This window comes from Parahoeflea alexandrii, from assembly GCF_027214025.1.
Lineage (GTDB): Bacteria > Pseudomonadota > Alphaproteobacteria > Rhizobiales > Rhizobiaceae > Hoeflea > Hoeflea alexandrii_A.
In genome coordinates, this window is record NZ_JAPWHB010000002.1 from 253,302 (window position 1) to 270,908 (window position 17,607).

Annotated in this window: 13 protein-coding genes; 5 read left to right on the top strand and 8 right to left on the bottom strand. The window is 63.8% G+C overall.

The genetic code is table 11. The features are described from left to right. Positions 1 to 18: 18 nt before the first annotated feature. Entirely contained in the window at positions 19 to 867 is an 849-nt protein-coding gene (locus O4H62_RS07435; RefSeq protein ID WP_269386688.1) for an AraC family transcriptional regulator, read from the bottom strand. Between the two features lie 477 nt (positions 868 to 1,344). On the opposite strand from O4H62_RS07435, the gene O4H62_RS07440 reads away from it, so the two are divergent. After that, entirely contained in the window at positions 1,345 to 4,857 is a 3,513-nt protein-coding gene (locus tag O4H62_RS07440) for a S8 family serine peptidase (protein ID WP_269386690.1), read from the top strand. Positions 4,858 to 5,172: 315 nt separating this feature from the next. After that, positions 5,173 to 6,207, top strand: coding sequence for a helix-turn-helix domain-containing protein (locus O4H62_RS07445; RefSeq protein WP_269386691.1), 1,035 nt, complete (start codon positions 5,173 to 5,175; stop codon positions 6,205 to 6,207). A 48-nt stretch (positions 6,208 to 6,255) separates the two neighbouring features. Here O4H62_RS07445 and alaS read toward each other — a convergent pair whose 3' ends face one another. Together alaS and recA are read right to left on the bottom strand one after the other, a co-directional pair. Beyond that, positions 6,256 to 8,913, bottom strand: coding sequence for an alanine--tRNA ligase (alaS, locus tag O4H62_RS07450; RefSeq protein ID WP_269386692.1), 2,658 nt, complete (start codon positions 8,911 to 8,913; stop codon positions 6,256 to 6,258). A gap of 213 nt (positions 8,914 to 9,126) precedes the next feature. Continuing rightward, complete coding sequence (gene recA / locus O4H62_RS07455; RefSeq protein WP_269386693.1) at positions 9,127 to 10,224, bottom strand: recombinase RecA; 1,098 nt, start codon at positions 10,222 to 10,224, stop codon at positions 9,127 to 9,129. A 243-nt stretch (positions 10,225 to 10,467) separates the two neighbouring features. On the opposite strand from recA, the gene O4H62_RS07460 reads away from it, so the two are divergent. Genes O4H62_RS07460 through O4H62_RS07470 form a run of 3 tightly spaced genes read left to right on the top strand, consistent with a single transcriptional unit; the run spans position 10,468 to position 12,640 of the window. After that, positions 10,468 to 11,445, top strand: coding sequence for a carbohydrate kinase family protein (locus O4H62_RS07460; RefSeq protein ID WP_269386694.1), 978 nt, complete (start codon positions 10,468 to 10,470; stop codon positions 11,443 to 11,445). Beyond that, complete coding sequence (locus tag O4H62_RS07465; RefSeq protein ID WP_269386695.1) at positions 11,442 to 12,365, top strand: pseudouridine-5'-phosphate glycosidase; 924 nt, start codon at positions 11,442 to 11,444, stop codon at positions 12,363 to 12,365. Before O4H62_RS07460 ends, O4H62_RS07465 begins: the two co-directional genes overlap by 4 nt. A gap of 38 nt (positions 12,366 to 12,403) precedes the next feature. Further along, complete coding sequence (locus O4H62_RS07470) at positions 12,404 to 12,640, top strand: BrnA antitoxin family protein (protein ID WP_269386697.1); 237 nt, start codon at positions 12,404 to 12,406, stop codon at positions 12,638 to 12,640. 426 nt (positions 12,641 to 13,066) lie between these two features. Here O4H62_RS07470 and O4H62_RS07475 read toward each other — a convergent pair whose 3' ends face one another. The 5 genes from O4H62_RS07475 to O4H62_RS07495 form a co-directional block, all read right to left on the bottom strand. Further along, the gene (locus O4H62_RS07475; RefSeq protein ID WP_269386699.1) at positions 13,067 to 13,639 is read right to left on the bottom strand and encodes a hypothetical protein; all 573 of its coding nucleotides are present in this window, start codon (positions 13,637 to 13,639) and stop codon (positions 13,067 to 13,069) included. Between the two features lie 137 nt (positions 13,640 to 13,776). Continuing rightward, positions 13,777 to 14,424: an OmpA family protein gene (locus O4H62_RS07480; RefSeq protein ID WP_269386701.1), complete on the bottom strand. Its 648-nt coding sequence runs from the start codon at positions 14,422 to 14,424 to the stop codon at positions 13,777 to 13,779. Positions 14,425 to 14,818: 394 nt separating this feature from the next. Further along, positions 14,819 to 15,550, bottom strand: a complete 732-nt coding sequence (locus tag O4H62_RS07485) for a hypothetical protein (protein ID WP_269386703.1) — start codon at positions 15,548 to 15,550, stop codon at positions 14,819 to 14,821. Positions 15,551 to 15,832: 282 nt separating this feature from the next. After that, entirely contained in the window at positions 15,833 to 16,579 is a 747-nt protein-coding gene (locus O4H62_RS07490; RefSeq protein ID WP_269386705.1) for a hypothetical protein, read from the bottom strand. Positions 16,580 to 16,766: 187 nt separating this feature from the next. Further along, complete coding sequence (locus tag O4H62_RS07495; RefSeq protein WP_269386707.1) at positions 16,767 to 17,579, bottom strand: hypothetical protein; 813 nt, start codon at positions 17,577 to 17,579, stop codon at positions 16,767 to 16,769. Positions 17,580 to 17,607: the final 28 nt, after the last annotated feature.

Below are 17,607 nucleotides of genomic sequence, written 5' to 3' on the forward strand. Positions count from 1 at the left end.
CTCTCCGTGCGCTGCGCTTCAGCCAAGCTGCATGTGGATTTCAGTCAGCAATTCAGTCGGCCCGGCATCGAGCGGCGTGTTGAGATAGCGCTCGACCACCGGCGCCGGACCGGCGCTCTCGCCGCTCTGCGCCAGCCACGGTCCGAACAGCCACTGATAGGCCTTTCCCAGCTCCGCATAAGGGCCCTTGTGGGTCAGCACCGCATAGCGCCCCGCCGGCAGCAAGCAGGTTTCCACCCCGTCCGGCGGCACCGCCCCCGGTTTCAGCGCCATGCCGGCCAGCGACTTGAGCTCCTCGGGCGGCGTGATGTCGGGATCGGAGAAATAGACCGCCGCCATGCCAGCCGACTTCTCCCAGCCGCCCGTCACCGCCAGGTGCGAGCCGAACCGCTCGAACGCGGCGCCGACATCGATGTAGGGGCCGGTATGAATCAGGCCCGTGATTGTTACAGGATCATGCTCTTCTATCCGCACGTCATACATCTCTTCGATCTCCTGCCAGTCAGGATTGTCATAGCGCCGGTGGCCGCCCTCGGCGCGATAGCGAAGCGGTGGCAGACCGAAATCCGACTTGAAGGCCTGGGAGAAGGCGCGCGGATTGGTGTAACCCGACCGGGCCGCGATCTCTTCGATCGGCAATGTGCCGTTGACCAGTTCCGATGCTGCACGATGCAGCCTCAGCCGTCTGACCGTCTGCCACACGGTTTCCCCGGTCATGCCGCGATAGGTGCGGTGCCAGTGGAAGCGGGACATGCAGGCGATGTCGGCAAGCTCGTCGAGATTGAGCGGCCGGTCGAGATTGGCGCGAATATGCCTTTGCACCCGCTCGAGCCGTTCGCGATAGTTCCTGATGCCCGCATTGTTCACGATACCTGTCCCTCCGTCGGTCGACAGATTAACAGCACATCCCGACCGCACAAATCTTGCTGAGTTGCAGTGGCCAGACTGCCGGCAAGATCGCTGCCGCGCCATCGATAACAGCCCGATCCGCGCGAGAAATCCGTAGCCGGCCGCTGGCTGAGCAAGGCTGGAACAAAATGCGGTCATTGCGGGACGAACTCGGCGTTGAGCGATATATGCCGGGCCTCTTCGTTCGCCTATAAACTCGTCCAAGGCATGTGCCGTAATGCGTATCTGGTTACATCCGATCCATTCCACACCTTGCGACAAATCAGCGAACACAAAAGGCATGAACTCGTTTCAAGCCTGATGGAACTTGCTGTTTCCGGTTCGAGAGGCGACGGAACAGGCGTGGTGTATTGCATTGATAGCAAACAGATATCCCGCAGCCGGCAATTTGACCTGAATTGAACTCGCTACATTGCGACAATGCGGAGAATTTTCATGGACTTTACTGCAACCAACGCGGTTTGTCGGCGCGGCCGGAACAGCAGCCTGGGCTCTGTCTGTCTGCTGACGGCACTTCTTGCCTCGACCTCTCTGGTCGCAAGCCCGCTGATGGCGGCGAACAGACTGCCCGCCGGCGGCGACGCTGCGGCGAGCGTGGAAACCGCCGTACCTTCCACCGCCCCGGCGCAATCGGTTTCGGTTGAACTGACCGAGGCGCTGAAACTGGCTGTGTCCTACGGTCAGTCCTCGCTGATTGCCTCGGTCTACGAGAACACCCGGATCACACCATTCCGGGCAGACGCGGTGGTGAGCCAGGCGATTGCCCTCGCACCCGGGCTTTCACGGGAAATCCGGCTCGCGACGGACCTGGCGCTCAGCCACGCCAGAAGAATGGGTCTTGGCGCCGCCGCCTCGGAGAACAGCCTGCGTGCGGCGACCGCCTTGCCGCCAGGAGCAGATAACGCGGTCGACCTGAGCACCATGACGGAGTTCCAGCGCAACTGGGGCCTTGGCGCGATCGGCGCGCAGGAGGCCGTCATCCGCAACCTGACCGGCAAAGGGGTCGTCGTCGGCGTCGTCGATACGGGACTGGACATGCTTGCCAGCGGCACTCCGCATTCGGAATTTACCGGCCGGGTCGATGAGCGTTCGGCTTCCCTGTATCACTGGTATGACCCGAACCTCGCGGTTGCGGCTGGCGATGTGGCCGCCGGTTTCAACCGGCCGTCCAATGCATCCACGGACGGCAGTGGTCACGGAACCCATGTTGCCGGGATCATCGCTGCGGCCAGGGATGGCAATGGCATGCAAGGGGTAGCGCCCGGCGCCACCATCCTTGCCATTCAGGGGCTTGCGTCCGTGCAGCCATCCCAATTCGTGGACGAGAGCAACAACTTCGTCATCAACGGCACGACCTACAACGCGGCAGCGCTCGCATATTGTGGCAGCGCAATCTATCTCACCGACGAGGATCAGTGCACTCAGGCCAACCAGATGGGCATCGGCACGACTGCGGCCATCACCTATCTGGCAACCCAGAAGGATGTACGCGTCATCAACGGCTCGTTCGGACCGGATCCGGCTGCCGGTGAGAAAACCTGGGCGACCGGCGATCTGGCAGAGGAGGCGACCGCCGTGCGCGCTTCGCTCATGGCCGGACAGATATTGACGATTGCAGCCGGCAACGAACGCGCCAAGGCGCCGATCTATGGTGAAAACCCCTCGGGAATCGGGCTTTTCCCGTTCATCAACCCGTCCAACGCCTTCAAGACCAACTCGGCGGGCGAGCGGATCTACTCAGGCTCCGACACCGCCGACTTCAGCGACATGACCGATGCGTCGCTGGCCGCGGCCGAAGCCGCCGATGGCATCAAGCGCGGCCGTATCATCGTCGTCGTGGCAACGGATTCCAAGAAGGTCATCGCCGACTATTCCAACACCTGCGGCGTCGCCGCCGAATGGTGCATCGCCGCTCCCGGCGGCACGTATGATGACAGCGTCGAACGGCCGATCTATTCGACCTATACAGGCGGCGAATACAAGGCGCTTCAGGGTACCTCGATGGCCGCACCGCATGTCGCGGGCGCTCTTGCGGTTCTCATCGAGGCCTTCCCGACCTACACCCCGGCCCAGATTACCAACATCCTTTTCGAAACTGCCGAGGATCTGGGTGCCGCCGGCACCGACTCGGTCTATGGCCGCGGCTTCCTTCGGCTTGACCTGGCGCTGCAGTCGGGACCCGCCGGGCTCGACCCCGCCGACAAGGGAAAGTTCGTCGCCGGCGCCGGTGCGGCAAAGGGCGACAAGACCGTCTGGACCAAACAGGTCGACAGTTCCGGTTCGCTCGGCAAGCAGGGCGAAGGCACCCTGGTGCTGCTTGGCAATGCCAGCTTCGATCAGGGCGTGGCCGTCGAACAGGGCGAGTTGCGCGTCGACGGCAACCTGACTGGCGCTTTTGTCACTGTCGCCAAGGGCGGCACCATGTCCGGTAATGGCAAGATTACGGCCAACGTCACATCGAACGGCACCCTTTCGCCGGGCCAGTCACCCGGCCTGCTGACGATCAACGGCAACCTGACGCTCGCCGCCGGCAGCCAAACCGATATCGAAGTCGATGGAACCGCAGCACAGGTCGGTGCCGGCGGCTTCGACCGGATTTCGGTCGAGGGGACCGGTCGAACCGCCACCGTCGGCGGCATTCTGGCACCCACCCTGCGCGGCATATCCGGTTCGGCCAACAACACCTTCACGCCGTCGCTCGGCAACGGCTTCAAGTTCCTCGAAGTGGTCAACGGCCAGGTCGTCGGCTCGTTTGCCAGCCTGCTGCAGCCGGCGGCCGGACTCGCCGCCAACACGCGCTTTGACGTTGTCTATGGCGCCAGCAGCCTGACGCTGGCAACGACGCCGCTCAGCTACGCCAATCTTGGGGCCTTCGGCGTGGCGCAAAGCGCAGCGGCAAAGGCGGTCGGCAGCGCAATCGATGCCGCACGGCCCGCAGCGGGCGTCCGTCCGACTTCCGATCTCTCGGCACTTTTCTCGAGCCTCTATCTCGGCGACGCGAAAAACCTCGGGCTCGGCCTGGAGCAGGCGACCGGCCAGATCTACGTGGACAGCGGCCAGTCCGCCGTTCTTTCGGTCGGACGGTTCGCCGATCAGCTCTGGCAGCACCAGACGGACCTGTCGATCGCCGGCGCGCCGGAAGGCGACGCCACACGCCTCTGGTCCCAGGGAGACGCGTGGTTCACCAACACCACCGGCTACAGATCCGAAAGCGCAAGCGCCACATTCGGCATGGATGTTCCCCTCAATACAGGATGGGTCGGCGGCGTGTTCCGCTACGAGGGCACCGGCATTTCAGCCGGCACCAACGGCAAGGCCGATCTCGGCACCTATCAGGCCGCGGCCCATGGCCAGATCGAGTATGGCGCCGTCCAACTGTCCGGCCGCGCCGGCCTGACCTACGGCCAGCTGGATGTGTCGCGCCGCATCAGCTTCGGGGCGGGCGCTGCGTCGACGCTGAAGGGCAAGGACAATGGCTTCGGCGGATTTGCCGAGGCCACGGTCCAGAAGACCATCGCTCTCGGCGAGACCAGGGCCATCCCCTCGCTCACCTTTGGTTACCGCGCATTCGGCTTTGACGGAACCAGGGAAACCGGCGACTTCCTGCCGCTGACCACATCAGGCAAGACCTTCCGGCAGGGGCACGTCACGGCGGCAGTCACGGTCTCGCACAGGTTCGATCTCGACAACGGCTACCAGGTGACGCCGGTGGGAACGGTCGGCTATCGCCGCGACCTGCTGCCGGTTTCCGATTATGCGTCCGCGACAGTTCTCGGCACCGGATTCACCACCCATGGACCAGAGATCGGCCGTGATGCGCTCGTCGGAAGCGTCAAGCTCCAGGCCGGCAAGGGCGAGGGTCTGTCCTTCGCCACCGGCTATGACATCGACATCCGCAAGGGCGCACGGCAGCATCGTTTGTCCGGATCTCTCACAATGCGGTGGTAACAACCACACGTCCTGCAAGGCAAGGTCAGCCCGCGGCATTTCATGCCGCGGGCTTTGAGTATGACCGGCCGCGATCGCTGCTCGCCTGCCCGTCGATTCTGTCGTTGACAGGAGGCAATGCCGGCCATATTTCCGGTCACGCGGATCAGGGCTTGATGTCGTGCGGAAGATCGCCCGGGGGCGTCGGCTGCGATCAGGGCCGGCACTGCCGGTCGAATTCGGGATGACACGGGCCGCTGATAACCTTTCAGTGAGAACAACAGCGTAACGATCCCTCAGGCGAGCGGGCCGGAAACCGTGTTGCGAGCATTTGCCTTGACCACTGCAGACATCGAACATCAGATCCTTCTATCCTCCGAGCTTGACCGGAAGGCAAACTATGAGCATTGGCGCACCGGGGTCGCGAGCCTGTTTGAGGCAGCACCTGCCAGCGGCAACCTCGACGATTTCAGCGCCGATCTCGCAAGCTACAATCTCGGGCACTTCCTCATCGGCGCCTCGTCGGCCACCGCGCAGCACTTCCATCGCTCCCGTGAACTGGTGGCCGCAACCGGCGTCGATCACCTGCTGATCCAGCTCTATGTCAAGGGCGAATGTGCCTATGACGCCGATGGCGGCATCGGCAAGGGCGTCACGGGCGACATCATCTGCTTTGACCTTAGCCGGCCGATGCGCAGCCAGACCACCGATATGGACATCATCAGCCTGATTCTGCCCCGCTCGATGATCCGGCTGATGCCGCGAACGATCGACGCGTTGCACGGCGCGCGCCTTGACGGGTCCACGCCGCTGGGGATCCTCTTGGGCGAGCACATGCAATCGATGGCGAAAATCGCGCCCAGACTGGCCGGCCCGGATGGAAACCTGGCGGCCGAAGTCGCCTCGGTTCTGGTCTCGAGCGCACTGTCGGCGGCAATCGCGGCGGAAAACGGCACGCTGATGGACAATAGTCTGCAAGCCATTCAGGTCTTCATCGAGCGGAACCTGACCAATCCGGATCTGTCCACCGAAATGGTCCTGCGCCAGTTCGCGATGTCGCGTTCGGTGCTTTACCGTCTATTCGAGCCGATCGGCGGGATTGCGAATTACATTCGCGAGCGGCGCCTGCTGCTGGCCAAGCTCAAGCTCGCCTCCGTCGGCACGGGGCGCGGTTCCGTGGCGAGGCTCGCCTACTCCACCGGTTTTTCCAGCGAAGACGCCTTTTCCCGCGCCTTCCAGCAATATTTCGGCATCCGGCCGAGCGAGGCCATCCGCAACGCCGAAGCGGGCATTCAGCTCAAGCGTCACATTGACTCGAGCCAGGAGAACTGGATGCAGCCCTGGCTTGATAAGCTCCGCGCCACATCCTGAGCAACGGCCGGATCCCGGCCGTTGCAATGAGGCATCAACACAAAGCAGTCAGCCCAGCGCAGCGGCAACCGCATCAATGGCGGCGTTGGCATTGACGCCGTCCGGGCCGCCGGCCTGGGCCATGTCGGGCCGGCCGCCGCCGCCCTTGCCGCCGATGGCCTCGGACGCCGCGCGCACCAGCTCGACCGCCGACAACCGCGATGTCAGGTCCTCGGTGACGCCGACCACGACGCTGGCCTTGCCGTCCTCGCTGACCGCCACGAAGGCCGCAACGCCCGAGCCGAGCGAGGCCTTGGCGGCATCCACCAGGCCCTTGAGATCCTTCGGCGCCACGCCGGTGACCACCTTGCCGAGATATTTCACCCCGCCGATGTCGCGGCTTTCGTCGCCGCCCGCCGCACCGCCGCCGCCCAGCGCCAGCTTCTTGCGCGCTTCGGTAAGCTCGCGCTCGAGCTTCTTGCGCTCGTCCATCAGCGCCTCGATCCGCGAGGCGACATCGCCGGGCTGCACCTTGAGCAGTGCCGCGGCCTGCTTGAGCTTCTCGTCCTGCTCGCTCAGGTGCTGGCGCGCGGCCTCCCCGGTCAGCGCCTCGATGCGGCGCACCCCGGCGCTCACCGCGCTGTCGGACAACACCCGTACCAGGCCGATCTCGCCGGTGGCCGCCACATGGGTGCCGCCGCAGAGCTCGACCGAGTAAGGCCGGTTGGCCTTGACCCCGTGCGTGGCCGTGCCCATCGACACCACCCGCACCTCGTCGCCGTATTTCTCGCCGAACAGCGCCATCGCGCCCTCGGCGATGGCGTCGTCGACCGCCATCAGCCGGGTCGTCACCGGGCTGTTCTGCAGGATGATCTCGTTGGCCATGGTCTCGACCTCGGCCAGCTCCTCGGCGGTCATCGGCTTCGGGTGCGAGACGTCGAACCTGAGACGCTCGGGCGCGACCAGCGAGCCCTTCTGCGCCACATGGGTGCCGAGCACTTCTCTCAGCGCCTCGTGCAGCAGATGCGTGGCCGAGTGATTGGCGCGGATCTTCGCGCGCCGGGCATGATCAACCGTCAGCTGCGCCACCGCGCCGCGCGTCACCTTGCCGGATACCACCTTGGCGCGGTGCACGAAGACGCCTTCGCCGCGCTTCTGCGTGTCACTCACCTCGAGCTGATAGCCTTCGCCCGAAATCGTGCCCTGGTCGCCCATCTGGCCGCCCGATTCGCCGTAAAACGGCGTCTGGTTGACCACCACGTCGACCAGCTCTCCGGCCTGGGCGGCATCCACCTGCTTGCCGTCGCGCACCAGCGCCAGGATCACGCCTTCGGCCGCCTCGGTGTCGTAGCCGAGGAAATCGGTGGCGCCGGCCTTGTCCTTGATCTCGTACCAGATCGTCTCGGTCGCCGCGTCGCCCGAGCCCGACCAGTGCTTGCGCGCCTCGGCCTTCTGCCGCTCCATCGCCACATTGAAAGCATCGGTGTCGACATCAACGCCGCGCTGACGCAGTGCATCCTGGGTCAGGTCGAGCGGGAAGCCGTAGGTGTCATAGAGCTTGAAGGCGGTCTCGCCATCGAGACGGTCGCCTTCGCCAAGCTCGGCACTGGCTTCATCGAGCAGGCTGAGGCCACGCTCCAGCGTCTTGCGGAAGCGGGTTTCCTCGAGCTTCAGCGTTTCCGAGATCAGCGCCTCGGCGCGCTGCAGTTCCGGATAGGCGCGGCCCATTTCTGCCACAAGTGTCGGCAACAGCCGGTACATCAGCGGATCGCGCGCGCCGAGCAACTGCGCGTGGCGCATGGCGCGCCGCATGATGCGGCGGAGCACATAGCCACGGCCCTCGTTCGACGGCAGCACGCCGTCGGCAATCAGGAACGAGGCGGAGCGCAGATGGTCGGCGATCACCCGGTGGCTGGCCCGGTGCTTGCCCTCGGCGGGCACACCGGTCGCATCTTCCGAGGCGGAAATCAGCCGGCGGAACAGGTCGATGTCGTAATTGTCGTGCTGGCCCTGCAACAGAGCCGCGATGCGCTCGAGCCCCATGCCGGTGTCGATCGACGGTCTGGGCAGGTCGACACGCTCTTCCGTGGTGACCTGCTCGAACTGCATGAACACCAGGTTCCAGATCTCGATGAAGCGGTCGCCATCCTCTTCGGCCGATCCGGGAGGTCCGCCCCAGATATGGTCGCCGTGATCGTAGAAGATCTCCGAGCAGGGACCGCACGGTCCGGTGTCGCCCATCGCCCAGAAATTGTCATTTGTCGGGATCCGGATGATCCGGCTTTCGGGAATTCCGGCGATCTTGCGCCACAGATCGAAGGCATCGTCGTCGGTGTGGTAGACGGTGACCAGCAGCCGGTCCTTGTTGATGGCGAAGTCCTTGGTCAACAGGTTCCAGGCAAGCTCGATGGCGCGTTCCTTGAAATAATCGCCGAACGAGAAATTGCCGAGCATCTCGAAGAAGGTGTGGTGACGCGCGGTGTAGCCGACATTGTCGAGGTCGTTGTGCTTGCCGCCGGCGCGGACGCATTTCTGCGACGTCGCCGCCGTCGAATAGGGCCGCTGCTCGAGACCGGTAAAGACATTCTTGAACTGCACCATGCCCGCATTGGTGAACATCAGTGTCGGGTCATTGCGCGGCACCAGCGGGCTCGAGGCCACCACTTCATGCCCGTTCTTCTTGAAATAGTCGAGAAACGCCGACCGGATTTCGTTCACGCCACTCATGATCAACCCTTTGTCTGATAGGCAGTCCACCACAAAACCGCATCGAATGCCGGTTCCGGGATCCGCATCGCGACGTGCGGACCGCCGCTTTTATCTCTCGCCCGGATGCCTGTCCAGACGCCAGCCGCCGCCCTGTCAACGGAAAACCGGCCGCCAGCCCCCAAAAGGACCGGCGGCCGGCTTGAAACCAGCGCCATAAGTGCGCCGAAAGGCCTACATTTCGGCTGCGCCCGCGCTGCCGTCGTCATCCTCGCCGCCGCTGCGATCCTCATCGAGGAACTTCTCGGCGATCAGCCCTGCATTCTGCCTCAGCGCCAGCTCGATCTCGTCGGCCAGCACCGGATTGTCGCGCAGGAACTGCTTGGCGTTCTCGCGCCCCTGCCCCAGCCGCTGACTGTTGTAGGAGAACCAGGCGCCGGACTTCTCGACGATGCCGGCCTTGACGCCGAGATCGACCAGTTCGCCCATCTTCGACACGCCCTCGCCATACATGATGTCGAACTCGACCTGCTTGAAGGGCGGCGCCATCTTGTTCTTGACCACCTTGACCCGCGTCTGGTTGCCCACCACCTCGTCGCGGTCCTTGACCGAGCCGATGCGGCGGATGTCGAGACGCACCGAGGCGTAGAATTTCAGCGCATTGCCGCCGGTGGTGGTTTCGGGCGAGCCGAACATCACGCCGATCTTCATGCGGATCTGGTTGATGAAGATCACCATGCAGTTCGAGCGCGAGATCGAGGCGGTGAGCTTCCTGAGCGCCTGGCTCATCAGACGCGCCTGCAGGCCGGGAAGGCTGTCGCCCATCTCGCCCTCGATTTCGGCGCGAGGCGTCAGTGCCGCCACCGAATCGACCACCAGCACGTCGATGGCGCCGGAGCGGACCAGCGTGTCGGTGATTTCCAGCGCCTGCTCGCCATTGTCGGGCTGCGAAATCAACAGGTTCTCGAGGTCGACGCCAAGCTTGCGGGCATAGACCGGGTCGAGCGCATGCTCGGCGTCGATGAAGCCGCAGATGCCGCCCTTCTTCTGGGCTTCCGCGATGGTCTGCAGCGCCAGCGTGGTCTTGCCCGAGCTTTCCGGTCCGAAAATCTCGATCACACGGCCGCGCGGCAGGCCGCCGATGCCGAGCGCGATGTCGAGCCCCAGCGAGCCGGTCGGAACCGTTTCGATCTCGACCACGCCCTCATTGGCGCCGAGCTTCATGATCGAGCCCTTGCCGAACGAGCGTTCGATCTGGGAAAGTGCGGCGTCGAGCGCCTTGCTTTTGTCCACGGATTTTTCCTCTACCAGCCGCAAAGAGTTCTGTGCCATTCGGTCCACCTTTAGGTTATCGTGCCAACGCAAGCAATGTGTGCTCGTTTGTGCAATTTGTACTCTATTTGTTCCGGTTGCGCAAGACCCCATCAAGGCACTGAAATAAAATGAAAAACGCCGCCATGTTCTTTTTTTGTTTTTCGGCAGGGCCACGCACCGCCGCACGCGTCGCGCCGGCCCGCTGCCGCCATTTCCGGCCCTGTGCGATTCGGCCCGGCGCCGCTCTGGCGGGGCATTGAGATGGCGCGCATTCTGGCCATCGGCGGCGCCCATGTCGACCGCAAGGGCTGGCTCTCGGCCCCGCACCGGCCCGGCGCCTCCAATCCCGGACGCTGGGAAGCCGAGGCCGGCGGCGGCGCCTTCAACGCGGCGCGCAACTTGGCCCGGCTCGGTCACAATGTCACCCTCGTCGCCCCGCGCGGCGGCGATGCGGCAGCGGAGATGGTGGCCCGCGCTGCCGACGAGGCAGGCATCGAGGATTGCCCGCTGACCTTCCTCGATCGGGCCACGCCGAGCTATTCGGCGATCCTCGAGCCGGACGGCAACCTGGTCACGGCGCTGGCCGACATGGCGCTTTACGATCTCATACCGGCGCGCCGGCTGCTGACCTCGCGGCTGCGCAAGCGTCTCGCTGAGGCCGATCTGCTCTTGATGGATTCCAACCTGCCCGAAAGCGCGCTCACCGCGATGGCCGGGGCCGCGTCAGGTCTCGGCCTGCCGCTGGCCGTCATCGCCGTCTCGCCGGCCAAGGTGGTGCGGTGGAAACAGAGCCTTTCCAGCATCACCTGCCTCGCCATGAACCAGGCCGAGGCCGCGGCGCTAACCGGTACGCAGGTGCAATCGCCAGGCGACTGGCGAACGGTGCTTTCCGGCAAGGGCCTCGCGGGCGGCCTTGTCACCGCCAGCGCCGGCCCGGTCGCGGCCTTCGCCGCCCTGCCCTCCGGCCCCGCGTCCACCGTGCTGCTGCCGCCGCTGCTCTATCAGGTGCGCGATGTCACCGGCGCCGGCGATGCACTGGCCTCGGGCTATCTCGACGGCTGGCTCTCGGGCGGCGCCTTCGAAGACAATCTTACCCGCGGCATTGCGCTGGCCCGGCTCACCGCCTCGGTGCGCGGCCCGGTGCGGCCGGATTTGTCGCCAGACCTGCTTGCGCGGACGCTTGAAGACATGCCAAAGCCCGCCCAGTTCCCCTTGCCCCACTCAGGAGCCTCCGCATGACCGGATCCGTCCCCATCCAAACCACGCCCGAAGTCACAGCCGCGCTGGCCGAGGGCCGGCCCGTCGTGGCGCTCGAATCCACCATCATCACCCATGGCATGCCCTGGCCGGGCAACCGCGACATGGCGCTCGAGGTCGAGGCCGCGATCCGTGCCGAGGGCGCGGTCCCCGCCACCATCGCCGTCATCGACGGCCGCCTGCATGCGGGCCTCGATGAGGCCGCCATCACCGCCCTCGCCCAGGCAAAGGACGTGATGAAGCTCTCGCGCGCCGATTTCGCCTATGCGCTGTCGGAGGGACGCACCGGCGCCACCACCGTCGCCGCCACCATGATGGCCGCCCATCTCGCCGGCATCTCGGTCTTTGCCACCGGCGGCATCGGCGGCGTCCACCAGGGCGCGGAAACCAGCTTCGACATTTCCGCCGATCTCGACGAGCTCGGCCGCACCCCGGTGATCGTCGTTTCCGCTGGCGCCAAGGCCATTCTTGACATCCCCAAGACGCTGGAAGCGCTCGAAACCCGCGGCGTGCCGGTGGTGGCCTTCGGTCAGGACGCGATGCCGGCCTTCTGGTCGCGCGAGTCCGGGCTCAGGGCGCCGCTCAGGCTCGACACGGCGCAGGCCATCGCCCGCTTCGAAGCAACCCGACGGGCGCTCGGCGGCCATGGCGGCATGCTGATCGCCAATCCGGTGCCGGTGGAGGACGAGATCGCGGCATCCGAGATGAACCGCCATATCGCATCCGCGCTCGCCACCGCCAGGGCGAAGGGCATCGAGGGCAAGGCGGTCACCCCGTTCCTGCTCGGCGAGATACTCGAGCTGACAAAGGGCGCAAGCCTGAAAACCAACATCGCGCTGGTGCTCAACAATGCCCGGCTCGCCGCCCGCATCGCCGCGGCTCTCGCCTCGCCCGCCGCCTGATCGCCCGCCTCCACCTGTCCAATCGAGAGGATATCGAGATGAAGCCACCCCGCCGCACCGGCAGCGCCTTCGAACGCGCCGAAGCAGCCTTCAAGTCCGCCACCACCAAGCCGGTGGAGGCCGCCCCCAAATCAACGACGGTGCCCGAGGGCAAGGAAATGGTCTCGATCCGCCTCGACCGCGCCGTGCTCGAGCATTTCCAGGAAGACGGCCCCGGCTGGCAGGACCGCATCAACGCCGCCCTTCGAAAGGCTGCGGGGCTGGACGGGGAATAGGTCGGCTTCCGCCGCGAAGAGCCTGGCTGGGGAAGAAGACACCGTTCTCGTCATCCCGGCCTCGACACTTCGCATGATCTCCGGCAAGGGCGCTACCACGTCGGCAGGCGGCCTTTCCGGTGACAAATCCAGGGTTTGCATCCGGCAGAGGCTCCACCCACCGTCATCCCGGCCTTGAGCCAGACAAACGAAGCGACGTCGTAGGCTCCGGGATCCAGCCAGCCCAAGTCCTTGGGCTGTATGAGTCCTTCGACCCGGCAGACGCCGGGTCTCCTGGATGCCGGATCAGGTCCGGCATGACGGGGTCTAGAGATCGATGCACCGCACAGCCGCCTGCCGCAAGCCTCCCATAGGAAAAGACCCGACCGCTTCACGCAGCCGGGCCTGATATCGCTTCAAACGATGGTGTTTCGCGCAAGCCTAAGCTCAGCCGCGAATTCCGAGACTTCCAGCGACTTGCTCTACGGTCGAACGCGCATGTGATTTTGTGTAGGATTGAACACCACGTTTCACCGTACTGATGTAACCAGCGTTCTTCGCAAATGCCGAAGTTGTGCCCATCATTGTCACAGCTGCAATTGCGCCAATCCCGGTCAGCAGATGACGACGGGAAATTCCGCCTTCGCCTCCAGTCGAAGCCTCGTTCTTTGCCGCTGCCGCAAGGCCCAGCATGGCAGGCGCCACCAGAACGTCCACATCCAGAGCGGAGCTCTTCTTCCCCTTGTTATTCTTCTTCCAGTCCTTGTAGGCGGCCTTGATGGCTGATTTCGCCGCACCTTCAATCGCCTGGTTGATGCTGTTGGCGGTAGCTGTGCTCCAGGACTTGGCGTAGCCCTTTTCCTTGCCGCGCGCCGCCTTGTCAGCAGCCACCGATGAATTCCAGCTCGCCTTCTTGGCAGCCGCCGCCGAAGGTCCGCGCTTGCCGAACGCCTTGTGGGCTTCTGCAGTCATCACTGCATCGGCATAAGCCTTGTGTGCCGAATTGAAATCGAGTGCCATGATTCTTCCCTACTAATTCCGACGAAAATGCAACCTGGACACTGATAGATTCGTTTAATGCAATTGCAACATGAAAAAGACCCGGCCACTTTCGCGGCCGGGTCTGATGTTGCCTCAGAAGCTGGTTTCGCCTGAGCCTAGCTCAGCGGCGAAATCTGGATTTCCACGCGGCGGTTGGCGGCGCGGCCGGCGTCAGAGCCGTTGTCGGCGATCGGCTGGCTTTCGCCGAAGCCCTGGGTGTAGAAGCGGCGCGGATCGTTGCCCTGCGAGATCAGGTAACTTGTCACCGACTGCGCCCGCTGTTGCGAGAGCGTCAGGTTGTAGCTGTCGGAACCGGTGGAATCAGTGTGTCCGGCCACGTCGACCAGCGAGCGGTTGAACTTCTGCAGCACCAGCGCCACCGAATTCAGCGTGTCGTAGAACTGCGGCTTGACCGCCGACTGGTCGGTGTCGAACGTGATGTTGGAGGGCATGTTGAGCACGATCTTGTCGCCGACGCGCGTCACCGACACGCCGGTGCCCTGCAGCTGCGCCCGCAGCTGCGCTTCCTGCTGGTCCATGTAGCCGCCCACGGCGCCACCGGCGAGTGCGCCGATGCCCGCGCCGATCAGCGCATTGCGGCGGTCGTCGCCGCCGGCCAGCGTGCCGAGCGCGGCCCCGCCGAGCGCACCAAGCGCCGCGCCGCCGGCCAGGTTGGAAACCTTCTGCTGACCGGTATAGGGATCGGTCGTGCAGCCGGAGACGAAGACGGCGGCCAGCGCCGCGATCAGGAGTTTGGATTTCATGATGGCCCCTCTTGGCGAAACTCGAAAATCGGACTTTAGCGGAAAATGCGGCAGGATGATGAATATTCTGTCACCGCGAAATTAACCCTGTGCCGCGCGGCGCGGCCCCTGCCCCCGCTCCGCCTTACAGTCGTGATCCTGATCGCTCTCCTCTCGTCATCCTCGGCCTCCGAGCAAGACAAGCGAAGCGCCGTCGTTGCCTCCGAGGATCCATTCCGTGATCCCTCCGCGTGCCGCATTGTGCCGAGAGACAACGGAATGGATCTCGGGGTCGTGGCCCCGGGATGACGTCGGCGAGGGCGCGTCATGACAAGAACCGGGTGCCTCCATCATAGCCACGATTGTGGGCACCCATCGAGAGAATTGCTATGAAGAATTCATGGTGACATCGTCATTAGTTTTTCTCCGTGTCAAAAGCGCCAGAAGCCAATGAATTTGCAAAACGGTTCTCAGCATTGACCGTTTCGAGTCGATTTCCGTCCAAATGCTTGTCGTAGTATTCGCCCAACCACCCCAACACCGCCTCCACCCGGCCCTTGGTCACTGGCTCGTCGGTGATCGCAAGCGTGATCGAGGAGAGCGCGTAGCCGGGACCGAAATGGGCTGCGAGATCATCGGGATCGACGCGGGCAACGCTGGCCGGGTCATTGATGTCGGCGAAGGTAACCAGCAGGGGATATTGAAAGCGCGGCACGGCAATGGGCTTTGCCGCAGCGCCCTGCCGGTTTTTAATCTGCCCGAACAGGTCTTCGTCGATCACCCGGCCCTTGCGGCCCGAAAGGCTGGCTGCGGCCACCGACCCCATGTATTCCGTCGTGCCCGCACCTTTCATGAGGGCGAACAGATAGCGCGGACGTGACGCGGAAGACCCCAGATCGACAACCACCGCCTCGCCGGTCACCTTGAGGCTCCAGCCCATGCCCTCAGCCTTGATGGCGTGCTCTTTCCAGCGCACCGCGCTGACGCTCCAGCCGGACACCGGCCCATCGGGCGTGTCGATCACAACGGTCATTTGCTGATGCCAGTCATAGACCGGCGTGCCAAACCTCAGAAACAGCAACAGGGCAATGATGGCAGCGACGACCAGCCCGACAATCCAGCCCAGCAGTTTGAAAACAAACATCATGCGGCTGGCTCCATTCGAGCGTGCGAGCAGTCCGTCATCCTCGGCCTCCCACTCTCGTCATCCTCGGCCCCCGAGCAAGACAAACGAAGCGCCGTCGTTGCCTCCGAGGATCCATTCCGCGATCCATCGGCACACCGTTTGTTTGGAGAGACAACGGAATGGATCCCGGGGTCGTGGCCCCGGGATGACGACGGTGAGAGCATGTCAAAACGGAAACCTGATGCCGGCATTAAGAATCCATCGCAAGGATTGCCATAAACAAGTCTTGTGAGATTGGCATGATCAAAGCCCTCTTTGAAAATCAAGTCGATTTAACGAGTTAGCAAAACGATTGGGTACGCTGAGTTTGGTGTAGCGATCACCATCAAGCTGCCTATTTTCATACGCTTCCCACCACCCCAACACCGCATCCACCCGGCCCTTGGTCACCTTCTCGTCGGTAATCGCAAGCGTGATCGAGGAGAGCGCGTAGCCGGGGCCAAAACTGGCTGCGACATCATCGGGATCGACGCGGGCAACGCTTGCGGGGTCATTGATGTCGGCGAAGGTGACCAGAAGGGGGTAAACCCCGACCGGAAGGACAAGCGGCTCCTTCAGTCCGAGAATGGCCCGGCTGTTGTCCTTCATGCTGGCGCCGCGGCCATCCTTGTTGCGGAGCTGGTAGAGCAACTTGCTGTCCATGCCGTCGATCAGCGCGAACAGATGGCGCCCGTTGCCGAGCTTCACCACGGGAGCTTCCCCCGTCAGTTTGAAGCCGCCACCTCTTGCATCGCCCACGATGAAGGGAATACCGCCGCTCCACGAGACTTCCATGACGCTTGCGCCGGACACTTCGCCATTTGGTGTCACCATTGTCACCGTGACTTTCTGCCGCCAGCTGACATCGCCGCCGCAGGCCGAGAGGCCCGCCACGGCCAACGTCAGAACGAAAGCTCCCAAAAGCCGACGCCAGCCACTCATACGCGATACCCTCGTTTCGTCATCCTCGCCCCCCGAACCGAGGATCCATTCCGTGATCCATCCGCGCATCGCATTGTGCGGAGAGACAACGGCATGGATCCCAGAAGCAACGACGTCGCTTCGCTTGTCCTGGTCGTGGCCCTGGAATGACGACGACGGGGGGCACGTCATGACAAGAACCGGGTGCCGAAGTGATAACCGCGGTTGCAGAAATCCATCGAGAGGATGGCTATGAAGAGTTCAGATGACATGGTCATTAGTTTTTCTCCGTGTCAAAATCGCCAGAGGCCAATGAATTTGCAAAGCGGTTCTCGGCTTCGACCGTTTCGAGGCGATTTCCGTCGAAATGCTTATTGTAATAATCTCCCAACCACCCCAACACCGCCTCCACCCGGCCCTTGGTCACCGGCTCGTCGGTGATCGCAAGCGTGATCGAGGAAAGCGCGTAGCCGGGGCCGAAACTGGCTGCGAGATCGTCGGGATCGACGCGGGCAACGCTTGCCGGGTCATTGATGTCGGCGAAGGTGACCAGCAGCGGGCGGTGGGCCGGCGGGACTTCGCGGGTCTCGCCGCGGCTCGCGGCGACTGTCTTGATCTGTTCCAGCCAATAGCTGCGACCGTCGCCAAACATGGCGATCCCGCGCCGCTCGGCGCCCTTGATCAGCGCAAACAGGTACTTGCCCTCGCCCAGATCGACCACCGTCGCCTCGCCGCGCACGTCGGACTGGAAAGTGGGCGCATCAGGCAGAATATCGGGCGTATCCGCCCAGCGGACCTGCACCACCGCACTGCCGCTGCGTTCCCCCGCGGGGGTCATCACAGTCACGGTCGTCTTCTGGCCCCAGCTATAGGTGGGGAAGTTCAACTTGTACAAAAAATACGGCAGCCCCACCAGGATAAGGAGCCAGATGGCGAGCTTGCGCAGCAGCCGCCTCGTAGCCTTGGGATTGAGCGGCGGCGCGTCCACAGGCGGACGGGTCCCCGGGCGTGGAAAGTTCATCGGATTTTGCTCGTCCCACCGACTCATCGCGCCCTCGCTCGTCACAACCCAGAGACGAACATCGAACACGCCGCCACGCAACCCTGCACACAAAGGA